Source organism: Nonomuraea sp. JJY05 (assembly GCF_043496855.1).
Lineage (GTDB): Bacteria > Actinomycetota > Actinomycetes > Streptosporangiales > Streptosporangiaceae > Nonomuraea.
This window is the reverse complement of the sequence record NZ_JBIEIS010000004.1, coordinates 259,849-273,118: the sequence shown is the minus strand read 5'-3', so window position 1 is coordinate 273,118 and position 13,270 is coordinate 259,849. Positions and strand designations below refer to the sequence as shown.

Below are 13,270 nucleotides of genomic sequence, written 5' to 3'. Positions count from 1 at the left end.
AGAGTGAACTAAAAGAAAATTTCAGATCTTGTCGGCCCCCGGCCAGGCTTGCAGGATGGTACGCGTGGATCGAGAGGCGCTCTACCGCGACCCCTATCCCGTCTACGCCAGGGCTCGCGCGGCACCGGGGTTGACCTTCGTCGAGGAGCTGGACGCCTGGCTGGTGGCCCGGCACGCCGACGTGCGCGAGGTGCTGGGGCGCCCGGACGACTTCTCCTCCAAGGGCGCGCTGCGGCCCGACGTGATCCCGGGCCCGCGGGCGTTCGCAGAGCTGGCGGGCGCGCCCGGCGCCGCCCCGGTGGTGCTCGGCACCGACGGCGAGGCGCACGCGCGCTACCGCCGGCCGCTCACCCGCGGCCTGTCCCCCGCCAAGGTGGCGGCGGCGCTGCCGTTCGTTCGCGCTACGGCGGGCGACCTGATCGGGTCGTTCGCCAAGGCCGGCCGCGTGGAGTGGATGTCCGGGTACGCCAGGCCGCTCCCGGCCGCCGTGATCGGCCACCTGCTCGGCCTGGACCCGGCCGACGTACCCGCCGCGATCCGGGCCGGCAACCGGGCCGAGGACCTGCTGTTCACGCCGATGTCGGAGGACGACCAGGTCGCCGCGGCCCGCGAGGTGGCCGCACTGCGTCACCTCTTCGCGGCACACGCGGCCGGGTCGAGGACCGCCGAGAGCCTGACCGGCGAGCTGTCGCGCGGCCTGGCCCCCGGTCCCGGCGAGCCGACTCCGCAGCAGCGCGACGAGATCGTGGCCAACACGCAGAACGTCATGCTGGCCGGCCACCTGACCACGACCGCCCTGCTCGGCACCGTCGTGCACCGCCTGCTGCGCGAGCGCGGCCAGTGGGAGCTGCTGTGCGGGCGGCCGGAGCTGGCGGGCGCGGCGATCGAGGAGGCGGCCCGGTACGAGGCGCCCGTGCAGGGCTTCCGCCGCACCGTCACCAGGCCGCTGGAGCTGGCGGGGACCGCGCTCGGCGAGGGCGAGACGGTGTTCGTGTCGTTCGGCTCCGCCGGGCGGGACGAGGCGGTGTTCGAGCGGCCGGACGAGTTCGACATCGCCCGGGAGCCGGTGCGGCACCTGTCGTTCGGGCACGGCGTGCACGGCTGCCCGGGCGCGCTGCTGGCCCGCGAGCAGCTCAAGGTCACCCTCGAGCTGCTCGTACGCGAGCTGCCCGGCCTACGTCTCGCCGGCGAGGACGTCGTCATGGCGGCCACGCTCATCCACCGGGCCCCCGAGGAGCTCCACCTCAGCTGGTGAGTCCGGCTCCTCCGCCGAGCGCACGCCCGCGTGCAGCACCAGCGGCACGGCCAGCGCCACCGCCATGGACAGCACGGCCGTGCCCGAGTCGTTGACCAGCATGCCGACCACCCCGCTGACCAGCGCCCCGACCAGCCCGGCCCGCAGCATGGGCGCCCGCGCGAACGCCTTCGGCACGATGCCCGCGCTGATCTGCCCGGGCCGCAGCACCGCGAAGACCAGGAACGCCAGGCCGGCCAGCACGATCGGCATGAGGTTGGGGGAGAGCATGGTGTTGAGCATGGCGCCCAGCTTGCGCCCGATCATGGGCAGGAACGTCCCGTCGATCACCTGCCCCACGAACCGCCCCAGGTGGGTCTGCGAGGCGGGCGGGCGCAGGTGGTCGAGCACCGCGATGATCGACACCGCCACCCCGCCCAGCACGCAGAACGCGCCCAGCTTCACCACCGACACCCGCTTGCCCGCGACGAGCAGCGCGGTCACCGCGATGCCCGGCACGAACGCGATCACGCCGCCGAAGTCGCTGCCCACGCCGGGCCAGCCCGCCAGCAGCATCGCCACGACGCCGAGCCCCGTCACCCCGGCCACGGCCAGCCGCTTGCGGCCGACGCGGACGAAGTGCTCGGCGGCCACGGCGGTGACCATCAGCACGGCCGTGGCCAGCAGCGCGAACGGGATGTTCGCCAAACCGTAGTAACGGCCGCCGACCACGGCGGTGTAGCCCATGAGGCTGTTGAACTGCAGCGTCGTCCCGGTCAGCAGGTCACCCACGAGCACGGCGGCGGTGGTCGCCGCGACGGCCGCGGGCGGGCCCAGCGGGTGGCGCCGCCACGGGCCGCCGAGCGCGACGCCCGCGATGATCGCGGTGCTCGCCAGCACCCCGCCGATCAGCGTCGGCACGGGGTACGGGCTGCGCTCCCACGGCACCAGGTTGACCGCGTACGTGGAGACGGGGATGGAGGCGAGCACGATGGCGGCCACGCCGACCCCGCCCAGCCGCCTGCGCCTGGACAGCAGGAAGTAGGCCAGGGCGTAGAAGGCGACCTGGACGATGGCGAAGGCGGTGAAGAAGACGCCGGTCGTGCCGCGTACGGCGGTGCCCTTGAGGTCGGCCCTGCGCAGGTCGTCGATCGTGGTGCGCTCGCCGAGCCGCCACGGCAGCCCGATCATGGTGGAGGGCGTGGCGATGCCCGCCGCGCTGAGCAGCGTGGGCGTGATGTCGGGCAGCACGACGATGTCCTCGCGCCGGGTGGAGTTGGCCCCCACCGACGGCCCGGCGACCTCGCCGCCCGGCGCGGCCGCCATGCCCGGGCGCTTCCACAGCGCCACGCGCAGGTGCGGCACCGAGCCGTGGTCGCCGATCCCGGCCAGCACGATCTCGGTGTCCGGGGGCAGCTTGTCCAGCGCGGCGCCGACCTTGGCGTCGGCCTCGCGGACCAGGGCGCGCCGCCGCTCCGGCGCGAGCAGCTCGGGCTCCAGCGGCAGCTTGCCGTCCACGATGTACGGCTTCACCAGCACGTCGACGTCCACGGCCAGCATCCGGCAGCGCGACCAGTCGGCCAGCCCGGCGGGCTCGGCGGCGTACAGGTCGACCTTGCCGGTCCGGTCGGCGAGGGCCAGCGCCGCGCCGGGCCCGACGGCGGCCGTGCACTGCCCGGCGGCGTGCAGGGCGCTGCCGAGCGTGCCCGCGTAGGTCCCGTCGCGCAGCCGCAGCAGCCCGGCGACCTCGGAGACCACGGCCCCGGACCCCTGCGCGACCGGCTCGGGCGGCATCCCGCACCGGCGCCCGACCGCCGACCGCACGCCCGAGGCCACGGTCAGCCACCCGTCGTAGGCGCAGGTCACGGTGCCCACGGCCTTGACCGACAGGGATCCGATCCCGCTCTGCCCGGCCAGCCGCCACAGCCGGGGCGTGTCCGCCGGGTCGAGATCGTCCCACATCAGCCCCGGCACCCCGATGAACGCCACATGCCCTCCGGCGTCCTCCTGCCCTGCGGTCTGCACCGCCGCCTGGGCAGGCGGGGCCGCCCACCACAGGGCGGACGACACCAGGAGCAACAGCACCCACCTCACCGGCCAACCCCCGCTCTAGTTGGAAACGCCCGAAACCCTACCGGCCCGAAGGCTCAGGCGAAGGGCTTCGCGACGATCAACCGGCCGAGCGCCTCGTCGTACTCCGGGTCGAGCCAGTAGTCCGAGTGCCAGCGGGCCTCCGGCAGGGGCTCGCCGGGGGCGGGCCGGTGCGGGTCCCAGCAGAACACGTCCACGCCGTTCGGGGAGCCGGGGGCCAGGGGGTCGACACGGCCGAAGACGGGCCCGCCGATGGGGTCGCTCAGCCGGTAGAGGTTGTACCAGGGGACGGCGTCGCGTACGGCCGACAGCCCGCCGGTGCCGAAGTAGGCGGGGAAGAAGGCGGCGTACAGGCGGCGCAGCGGCGAGCCGTGGGTGAGCATCCTGACCCGGGCCCGCACCTCGGGCCCGAGCTGCAGCACCAGGGCGGCGGTGATGACGCTCCCCTGGCTGTGCCCGGACAGGACCACCTCGTCGCGCCCGCTCCTGGCCAGCCGCCCCACGCGGTCGATCAGCTCGGGGATGACGCGTTCGGTGTAGCACGGCGGGGCCAGCGGGTGGATGGCGCGGGGCCAGAAGGTGGAGATGTCCCAGAGGATCCCGATCGTCCGGCGCAGCCCGGAGTCGCTGTACGTGCGGCGGCCGAGGAGGGCCAGGCCCACGACGACCGCCGCCATGGCCCAGCTCCCGAGCGTGGCGAGCAGTCCCACGATCCCGCCGGTCGGGGTGAACAGGTGGAACTGGTTGATCACGGTCGCCGCGGCGAACCCGGCGACGCCGATCCCGGTCAGCACGGCCAGCACGAGCCCGGCGCGGTCGGTCAGGGCGGCGAGCGCCCACTTCCCGGCCACCGCGCCGCCGTCGCGCTCGCCGTACAGGGACTTCAGCTCCGGGGTCAGGCGGGCCGCGTCGGACCCGCGGATCGCGTACAGGGTGACGGCCAGGCCGGCGAAACCGACGGCCAGCAGCGGCACCAGCGCGGCCGTCCACCACACCGGGTCGTCGAGGAAGAGCTTCTTGCCGACCGGCTCCGGGGAGGCGGAGGTGCCCGGGACGCCGAAGAATGTGGCGGTCCAGAACAGCAGGCCGAGCGCCAGCACGTTCGCGCTGCCGGCGGCCACCATCAGCACGAACCACGCGGCGATCCCGCCCATCGCCCGCGGCTCGCCGGAAGCTCGGTCCATCCAGGCCAGCACGCAGGTGGCGACCAGGATGAGCGCCCCGATCCCGACCGTGAGCGCGAACTGGAACGCTCCCACTCCCACGCCGGGAAGCTGCCGCCCGGGCGCGCCCGGCGCCATCCCGGCCAGCGCCGCCCCGAGCGTGGCCAGGCACACCAGCGGCGCGAGCACGCGCAGCGCCCGGCACGCGAGCGTGAGCCCGCCCGGGATCCGCTCATCCGCGCCCGGGTCCAGCCGCCGGGCGATCCCCGGCAGCACGACCAGCACCGCGGCGGCCAGTTCCACGGCCGCGTTCGCGACGGTCAGGGCGAGCCCCAGCGGGGTGCCCGCGAACGGCGCGGCCACGGCCATCCCGATCGAGGCGATCGCGAAGCAGACGTGCACGACCCGCAGCCGCCACACCGGCGCGTCGCCGTGCCACAGGCGCGGCCGGGCCAGCGGCAGGTCGGCGCCGGAGCCGCCGTCGGGCGGGACGGCCGTGCGCTCGTCCCGCTGCCAGGTGCGCCGGGCGATCCACCACAGCAGCACCACGACGAGCAGCGGGACCAGCGCGGTGACCGCCAGCCGCCTGGACGGCTCGTTGCCCCACAGCGCGCCCAGCCAGTGCACCCACACGGGCGCGGTGTCGTAGGTGCAGGCCCGCCCGGCCGCGGTGCACTGCCAGCCGACGAGGTCCACGCTGGCCCGCGTGACGGCCCCGACGAGGGTCCCGGTCAGCAGCAGGGCGAACAGCCGCTGCGCCGCCTCGGTCACGTGCCGCAGGCCAGTGCCGCGCGCGGGCCTGGGGAGCATGAAGTAGGACAGGTTCGCCAGCGCGAACGGCAGCAGGAGCAGCCACAGGGCGATCGTCTTGCCGCCGGAGGTGAGACCGCCCCACGCGTACGCCTCCCGGTGGCGGGAGTCCGGCACGTCCGCGTGCTCGCCGTCCGGCGGTCCGTCGGTCCACCAGCGCCGGTAGAACCCGGTGGTGCCGTCGCCCGCGACGATCCAGGGGTGAGGGTGGTTGAGCATGCCCTCGGGGGGTGTGCCGGAGACACCGTGGACGCGCAGCTCGGTCACTCCCGAGCGGGTCTCGTCGAGGAATCCGTCCATGCCGACATGATCCCGCCCAGGGGTTCATCACGTACAGTCACGATAATGTCACACGTTCCGAGCGGGCCTTACGAGACGGTGACGCCCAGCAGATGCCCGAGCCCGAACGTCACGGCGGCGGCCCCCGCGCCCAGCGCGAGCTGGCGCACCCCGCCCAGCCACCACGGCCGCGCGGTCATGCGCGCCACCACCGCCCCGAACCCGAACAGCGCCAGCACGCTCACCACCACGGCGACCACCAGCCCGGACGCCCCGAACAGGAACGGCACCAGCGGCACCAGCGCCCCGGCGGCGAACGCGCAGAACGACGACGCGGCGGCCACGTACGGCGAGGGCAGGTCGTCGGGGTCCACGCCCAGCTCCTCCCGCACGTGCACCCGCAGAGCCTGCTCGGGATCGGCCGACAGCCCCTCGGCCACGCGCCGCGCGAGGTCCTCGTCGAGCCCCTTCGCCCGGTACATCGCCGCCAGCTCCGCCTGCTCGCCCTCGGGATTGCGCGCCAGCTCCCGCCGCTCGACGGCGATCTCCGCCCGCATCAGCTCGGTCTGGGACTTCACCGAGGTGTACTCGCCGGCCGCCATGGAGCAGGCACCCGCGATCAGCCCCGCGACCCCGGCCACCACCGCGCCGCGCCCGGCCCCGGCCGCTCCCACGACTCCGGCGATCAACGCGAGGTTGGACACCAGCCCGTCCATCGCCCCGAAGACGGCCGGCCGCAACCACCCACCGGTGACGTCACGGTGACTGTGGTGCTTCTCCGGCGAATAGGGATGAGTCAGCTCAATAGTCACGGAAATGCCTCCAATCCCAATATTTCATCAGGAATGTAGGCACAGGTCATCAAGATCCGCAACGAAGGAGAGGCTTCCCTGACCTGCGGAGAAGCCCCTTCAGAGGCGGCGCCCGGCCTCCGGGCGCCGCTGTGAACCGGTCAGACGCGGGCCGGGGCCGGAGCGGTGCGCTCCGGGGCGCGGACCAGGGCGGCGCAGTCGTCGATCGCCTCTTCCAGCAGGCGGCGCAGCAGCGCGTCCGGGTCGGAGATGCAGGCCTGGACGATGCCCACCACCGACAGTTGCACCGCGTTCGGCGCCGCGTACCGGCGGAAGCCCTTCTCCGTGATCCTGGCCGCACGGCTGAAGCGCCTGGCCTGTTCGGCCGCGTGCGGCACCTCCTCCATCGCCCGGCGGCTCTGCTCGCTGAGCCGTCCCGACGGTGCCCCGTCGAGCCTGGCGAGCATCTCCTCGGCCGCGAGCACCGACACCGCCAGCGCGAGCTGGCGCTCGGCCGCCGCCACCGGCAGGGCCGTCGTGGCGCAGCGCAGCGCGATCCGGGCGTCCACCCTCAGATCGTCGCTGGTCAGGCCGATGATGGACGGGACGAGGTGGACGAGCTGGGCGCGGCTCTCGTCGCTGGTGTTGTCGTTGACCAGGCGGGCGAGTGCGGCCAGCAACGGGTGGGTGCAGGCCGGGTGGTCGCTCCACCGCTCTCCGGCCAGGTAGGAGGCCAGTTCCATGAAACAGGCACCGCGTTTCGGATTGCGATGTCTGCCGCGCGACAGGACCGGCATGTGATCAAGGTGATTGTCCACGGGTGCTCCACTGCTCCACGCGATCGCCGTCTATCCAGTTTGCGCTGTCGCGATCGCCAACGCCAGTGATGTATGTTCTTCGTCCTGAATGTTCCCCCTACCCGAGCGGTCCCACCTCTATCCGATGCCGGTTTTGCCGCCGGGGGCCGCGACGAACACCGCCACCGTGCGGGCCGGGACCGTGAGCGTGCCGGTGCCCGGGTCGAAAGAGGACTCCCGGACGACCGGATCGCCGGAGGCGGCCTGGACGGGGTGCAGCTCCACCTCCAGCCCCGCCAGCCGCTCCATGGGCTGAGCCTGCGTGGAGGGGGTGGCGTTGAAGACCACGGTGACCGAGGACCAGCGGGGGTCCAGCCCGGACGTGTCCACGTGCATGGCGATCACGCCGTCCGCCGAGTCGGCGAACGTCAGCCGCTCGCGCACCTCGGATCCCAGCGCGAACGCCGGCGACGAGGCCCGGATCCGCAGCAGCTCCCCGAACCTGGCCCGGCACTCGCCGATCGCCGCGCACCCGGGGCGCAGGGCCGGGTCCGCCAGCAGCGGGCCCGCGTAGGGCCATCTGGACTCGTTGTCGGCCCTGGGCGGCAGCCCGCCGCCGAACCCGTTGCCCAGCGAGCAGTCCCACAGCAGCCGGTTGAACCAGTCGCCGGAGTCGTAGGAGTTGCGGTCGAAGGACTTCGAACGCAGCCGCTCGCTGCCCGCGTGCACGAACGCCGTCCCCTGCGCCAGCAGCACGGTGGCCAGCGACAGCACCTGCATGCGCACCCGGCCGGCCATCGGCGTCGGCTGCGGCAGCTTGTACGCCAGCGCGTCGAACAGCGTCTCGTTGTCGTGCGCGTCCACGTACGTCACCGTCTCGCCCGGCTCGGCCGCGTACCCGGCGGGTGAGCCGTTGAAGTCGATCTCCGAGCCCTTCTTCCCGGAGGGCAGCACGTAGTCGCGCAGGTTGCCGGCCAGCCCGAGCTTGATCAGGTCGGTGTAGCCGGCCAGCCGGGCCCGCTGCTGCTCGGCCGTGCCGTTGGCCGGGGCGCCGTTCGGCGCGCCCGCCAGGCCCGAGCCGAACCCCTGCACGCGCGGGTCGGCGTCGAACGGGGCGCCGCCGCGCACGGCGTCCCGCAGCCGGTCGCTGAACGTGCCGATGCCGGTCCCGGCCAGGTTGGCCTGAGTGGCCTGCTCGAACCTGGCCCCGTCGGCCACCTCGCCGAAATTCCAGCCCTCGCCGTAAAGGATGATCGACCTGCCGTCCACGCCGTCCGCGTCCACGGTCAGCTCGTCGAGCGCGCGGCGGACGGCGAGGAGGTTGGCCTTCGGGTGGTGGCCCATGAGGTCGAAGCGGAAGCCGTCGATCTTGTACTGGCGCGCCCAGGTGACGACCGAGTCGACCACCAGCCGGCCCATCATCGTGTGCTCGGGCGCCGTGTTGGGGCAACAGGTGGAGTCGGCGACCGCGCCGTCCGCCAGCAGGCGGTGGTAGTAGCCGGGCACGATCGGGTCGAGCACGCCGGTGGAGTGGGTGTGGTTGTAGACCACGTCCATCACCACGCGCAGCCCGGCCCCGTTGAGCGCGGCGACCATGGCGCGGAACTCCTTGATCCGCTTGTCGGGGTCCGTCGCGTACGAGCCCTCGGGCACGGTGTAGTGCAGCGGGTCGTACCCCCAGTTGAAGGAGTCGGTCGCGGCCGTGCGCGCCACGCACTCCTGCTGCCGCCGCGAGTCGGGCGGCAGCGCGGCGAAGTCGCAGTCGGGCTCGGTCCTGTCGGCCCTGCGCTCGGGCACCGTGGCGAAGTCGAACACCGGCAGCAGGTGCACGTGGGTCAGCCCGTCCCGCGCCAGCGCCCGCAGCTCCCGCATCCCGGCGGAGTCGAGGCCGAAGGCGGCGTACGTGCCGCGCAGCCCGTCCGGGACGGTGGCGTCGGAGGCCGAGAAGTCGCGCACGTGCAGCTCGTAGATCGTCGCCTGGTGCTGCGGGACGGCCGGAGGCTTGGCGAGCCGGTCCCAGCCGGGCGGCTTGAGCGCGGGGCTGTCGAGGTTGACGAATTTGCTACGGCCGCCGTCCGGGGTCACGGCCAGCCCGTACGGGTCGGTGACCTCGTTCGCCCCCGAGTGGAGCGTGACCAGGAACGTGTACTCGCGGCCCCACCACGTGGGCAGCCCGCGTACCGACCAGACGCCGGTCGCGTCGTCGCGCCGCATCGGGTGCACGCTCCGGCCGCGCCCTTCAGCGGGGCCGTACAGGGCCAGCTCGACCTTACGGGCGGTCGGCGCCCACAGCGACAGCCTCGGAAACACCCGTCCCCTGGGGCCGAGCGGGGCGGTGGCGGCCCCGGCGTAGAGGTCGTCGAGCACGCCGGGGAGCTGCACGCCCGTCGCCGCCACGAGCTCGCCCGAGCCGTCCCGCGCGACGGCCAGGATCCGCTCGCGCAGCGCCTCGCGGACGAGGCCGGCGTCGCGCGGGTCCACCTTCAGCGCGGTGTACGACGCCAGGTGCGGCCACGCGCTGCGCTGCTCGTCGCTCAGCGTCCCGGGCGACAGCCGGATGACCCGCTCGGCGCCGCATGCCAGGGAGTGCTCGAACGACGGGTCGACCTGCCACGCCACCGTGTCGCGGTCGATCCAGTGGGCCCTCGTCTCGCCCTCGCGGATCACGACGCCTTGCAACCCTTTCTGGAAATTTCTGAAACCTCTGGGACCGCTCCCCGGCCGGCGGGGCGGCGGACGCGCGGTTGGAAGGGCTCCACCATAGGGGACCACCTGCGAAAACGCTGGGGAACCCGCGGTCCGGCGACCGGCCTGCCAGATCCGTGGATCAAGGTAACAACTTGCAAAACCTTACGTACCCATCTTTCAAGGAGCGTCACCTCGGCGTAACGTCCGGCGTGTTCCACCTCGAAAAAATGAGGAGAAGGACATGCGACGACTCTTACCCGCCGCAGCGGTCGTTGCGGCACTCGCCCTGGCGGTCTCCGCCTGCGGCGGTGGGGACGCGGCAGCCCCCACCGCGACCGTCTCCGATCCGTCGAAGGTCAGCGGCGAGATCACGTGGTGGGACACGACGCGGCCGGACAGCGAGGGGCCGACGTTCCAGGCGTTGATCAAGGCGTTCGAGGCGAAGTATCCGCAGGTCAAGGTCAAGTATGTCAATGTGCCCTCCGACCAGGCGCAGGGGCAGTTCCAGACCGCCGCGCAGGCGGGGGCGGGCGCGCCGGACGTGATCCGCTCGGAGGTGGCCTGGACCTCGCAGTTCGCGTCGCTGGGCTACCTGCAGCCGCTGGACGGCACGCGGGCGGTGGACAACGAGGCCGACTTCCTGCCGGGGCCGCTGAGCAGCACCAGGTACAACGGCAAGACCTACGCGGTGCCGCAGGTCACCGACACCCTCGCGCTGCTCTACAACAAGCGGCTGCTGAAGGAGGCGGGACACGGGGAGGCGCCCAAGACGATCGCCGAGCTGAAGCAGACCGCGCTCGACGTCAAGGCCAAGACCGGCGCCGAGGGGCTGGCGCTCAACGTCGACTCCTACTTCCTGCTGCCGTTCATCTACGGCGAGGGCGGCGACCTGCTGGACGTGGCGAACAAGAAGATCGTGGTGAACTCGCCGGCGAACGTGCGGGCGATCCAGACCGTGGCCGACCTGATCAGCTCGGGCGCCGCGCCCAAGCCCGCCACGACGGAGAGCTACGCCAACGCGATGACCGCCCTCAAGGAGGGCAAGGCGGCGATGATCTACAACGGCCCGTGGTCGTTGTCGGAGATCTACCAGGGCAAGGAGTTCAAGGACAGGAAGAACCTGGGCATCGCGCCGGTCCCGGCCGGCTCGGTCAAGGCCGGGGCCCCCACGGGCGGCTGGAACCTGGCGATCTACGCGGGCTCGAAGAACATCCCGGCCGCCTACGAGTTCGTCCGTTTCATGACCACGGTGGAGGCCCAGGCGAAGATCGCCAAGGAGATCAGCCTGCTGCCGACCCGTACCTCCGCGTACGCCGACCCCGACGTGCAGGGCAACTCCGACGTCGTGGTCTTCAAGCCCATCATGGACACCGCCGTGCCGCGGCCCTGGATCCCCGAGGGCGGGCAGCTGTTCCAGCCGCTGCTGGAGGGCTACCAGGCGCTCGTCGGCGGCAAGTCCGCGCCCGCGGACCTGCTCAAGAAGGTCGACGAGCAGTATCGCGGGATCATGAAGGACTGGAGCTGACCGGTGGCGGTCTCGACCGGACGGGTGGCGGCCGCGGGCGAGGGGGCTCGCGGCCGTCACGACAGGCCTGGGCCATTACGGCGCGCGCTGTCGGCCCACTGGTACGCGTGGGCGATGATCGCGCCGGTGGTGGTCGTGATGGCGGTGCTGATCGGCTGGCCGCTGGCGCGCGGGGTGTATCTGTCGCTGACGGACGCCACCGAGGCCAACATCGGCCGGACCATCGGGGTGAACGTCATCCCGGCCACCTACGAGTTCGTCGGCCTGGACAACTATCTGCAGATCCTGACCTCCAGCCTGTTCTGGGACAAGCTCGCCTGGACCGTCGTGTGGACGGTGGTCTGCGTGGGGCTGCACTACGGCATCGGCCTCGGCCTGGCCGTGATGCTCAACCGCCGGCTCCGCTTCCGCTCCGTCTACCGCGTGCTGCTGATCCTGCCCTGGGCGGTGCCCGCCTTCGTGGCCGCCTTCGTCTGGCGCTACCTGTACAACAGCGACTACGGCGTGATCAACGGCCTGCTGAAGGCGGCCGGGCTGCCCGGGGTGGGCTGGCTGGACGACCCGACCACGGCCAAGATCGCGGTGATCGCGGTGAACGTCTGGATCGGGGTGCCGTTCATGATGGTCGCCATGCTCGGCGGCCTGCAGTCGATCCCGGCCGAGCTGTACGAGGCGGCCGAGGTGGACGGGGCGAACTCCTGGCAGCGCTTCCGGGCGATCACGCTCCCCGGGCTGCGCCAGGTGTCGTCCACGGTGATCCTGCTCGGCACGATCTGGACGTTCAACATGTTCCCGATCATCTTCCTGGTGACGCGGGGCGGCCCCGGCAGCGAGACCGAGATCCTGGTCACCTACGCCTTCCGCGAGGCCTTCACCGGCGTGCGGAACTACGCGGGCTCGGCCGCCTGGGGCGTGATCATCCTGCTCATGCTGGTGGTGCTGGCGGTCGGCTACCGCCGCACGTTGCGTAGTCAAGGAGATCCCTGGTGAGCACGACGACGCGCGGGCGCGGCGAGCGCGGCCCGCTGGCCTCGATCGGCCTGCACGCGGGCCTGCTGCTCGCCGTGGCCATCTCGCTGTTCCCGGTCGTGTGGCTGGTGCTGACCTCGCTCAAGCCGCGCGACAGCTGGCTGTCGGCGCAGCTGCGGCTCTTCGACCACTCCTCGTTCGACAACTACGTCCGCGTGCTGACCGCGACCGAGTTCCCGCGGTGGCTGCTCAACAGCGTGCTCACCGCCGGTCTGACCATGCTGGCCGGGGTGTTCCTGGCGGCGACCACCGGGTACGCGGTCAGCCGGTTCCGCTTCCCCGGGCACCGCTCCGTGATGTGGCTGCTGCTGATCACCCAGATGTTCCCGGTCGCCATCCTCATCGTGCCGCTCTACAACCTGATGGCCGGGCTGGGGCTGCTCAACCAGATCCCCGGGCTGGTGATCGCGTACATGACGATCTCGGTGCCGTTCTGCGCCTGGATGATGAAGAGCTACTTCGACACCGTGCCGGTGGAGATCGACCAGGCCGCGATGGTGGACGGACTGACCCCGTTCGGCACGTTCTGGCGGGTGGTGCTGCCGCTGGCGCGGCCGGGGATCGCGGTGACCGCGTTCTACTGCTTCATGACCGCCTGGGGCGAGGTCGGCTACGCCACCGTGTTCATGTCCCAGGAGGACAAGCGCACCCTGGGGGTCGGGCTGCAGCAGTTCGTCGGCCAGCACTGGTCCGACTGGGGGCTGATGACCGCCTCGGCCGTCCTCATCGCCATCCCGGCGGGCGCCGTCTTCCTCCTCGTCCAGCGCCACCTCATCACCGGCCTCACGGCCGGCGCGACGAAGTCCTAGATGGCCTGAATCTTTCGCATAGTGGCTCACCGGCCACTCGTAGAGGCGTCGCGG

The 13,270-nt window shown here is 72.4% G+C and carries 9 protein-coding genes; 4 read left to right on the top strand and 5 right to left on the bottom strand.

The window, feature by feature from the left end; translation table 11 throughout:
* Positions 1 to 64 precede the first annotated feature (64 nt).
* Positions 65 to 1,255, top strand: a complete 1,191-nt coding sequence (locus tag ACFKCF_RS07305; protein WP_394491944.1) for a cytochrome P450 — start codon at positions 65 to 67, stop codon at positions 1,253 to 1,255.
* Here ACFKCF_RS07305 and ACFKCF_RS07300 read toward each other — a convergent pair.
* The 5 genes from ACFKCF_RS07300 to pulA all read right to left on the bottom strand — a co-directional run bounded on the left by ACFKCF_RS07300 (position 1,175) and on the right by pulA (position 9,832).
* Positions 1,175 to 3,319 (bottom strand): hypothetical protein, encoded by a 2,145-nt coding sequence (locus tag ACFKCF_RS07300; protein WP_394491942.1) that lies wholly within the window; start codon positions 3,317 to 3,319, stop codon positions 1,175 to 1,177. The two genes, ACFKCF_RS07305 and ACFKCF_RS07300, sit on opposite strands and share 81 nt — an antisense overlap.
* A gap of 62 nt (positions 3,320 to 3,381) precedes the next feature.
* On the bottom strand, positions 3,382 to 5,598 hold the full coding sequence (locus tag ACFKCF_RS07295; RefSeq protein WP_394491940.1) for a hypothetical protein: 2,217 nt from the start codon (positions 5,596 to 5,598) through the stop codon (positions 3,382 to 3,384).
* A gap of 68 nt (positions 5,599 to 5,666) precedes the next feature.
* A complete protein-coding gene (locus ACFKCF_RS07290) occupies positions 5,667 to 6,389 on the bottom strand; it encodes a VIT1/CCC1 transporter family protein (protein WP_394491938.1) in 723 nt (240 codons plus the stop codon).
* A gap of 140 nt (positions 6,390 to 6,529) precedes the next feature.
* A complete protein-coding gene (locus tag ACFKCF_RS07285) occupies positions 6,530 to 7,111 on the bottom strand; it encodes a hypothetical protein (protein ID WP_394491936.1) in 582 nt (193 codons plus the stop codon).
* A gap of 192 nt (positions 7,112 to 7,303) precedes the next feature.
* On the bottom strand, positions 7,304 to 9,832 hold the full coding sequence (pulA, locus tag ACFKCF_RS07280; protein WP_394491934.1) for a pullulanase-type alpha-1,6-glucosidase: 2,529 nt from the start codon (positions 9,830 to 9,832) through the stop codon (positions 7,304 to 7,306).
* 262 nt (positions 9,833 to 10,094) lie between these two features.
* Between pulA and ACFKCF_RS07275 the strand changes: the two genes are divergently transcribed.
* The 3 genes from ACFKCF_RS07275 to ACFKCF_RS07265 are packed head-to-tail and all read left to right on the top strand — an operon-like array spanning position 10,095 to position 13,216.
* Positions 10,095 to 11,378 carry an extracellular solute-binding protein gene (locus ACFKCF_RS07275; RefSeq protein WP_394491932.1) on the top strand — a complete coding sequence of 428 codons (1,284 nt, stop codon included), beginning with the start codon at positions 10,095 to 10,097 and terminating at the stop codon, positions 11,376 to 11,378.
* 3 nt (positions 11,379 to 11,381) lie between these two features.
* Positions 11,382 to 12,368: a carbohydrate ABC transporter permease gene (locus ACFKCF_RS07270; RefSeq protein ID WP_394491930.1), complete on the top strand. Its 987-nt coding sequence runs from the start codon at positions 11,382 to 11,384 to the stop codon at positions 12,366 to 12,368.
* On the top strand, positions 12,365 to 13,216 hold the full coding sequence (locus ACFKCF_RS07265; protein WP_394491928.1) for a sugar ABC transporter permease: 852 nt from the start codon (positions 12,365 to 12,367) through the stop codon (positions 13,214 to 13,216). The genes ACFKCF_RS07270 and ACFKCF_RS07265 overlap by 4 nt, the downstream gene beginning before the upstream one ends.
* Positions 13,217 to 13,270: the final 54 nt, after the last annotated feature.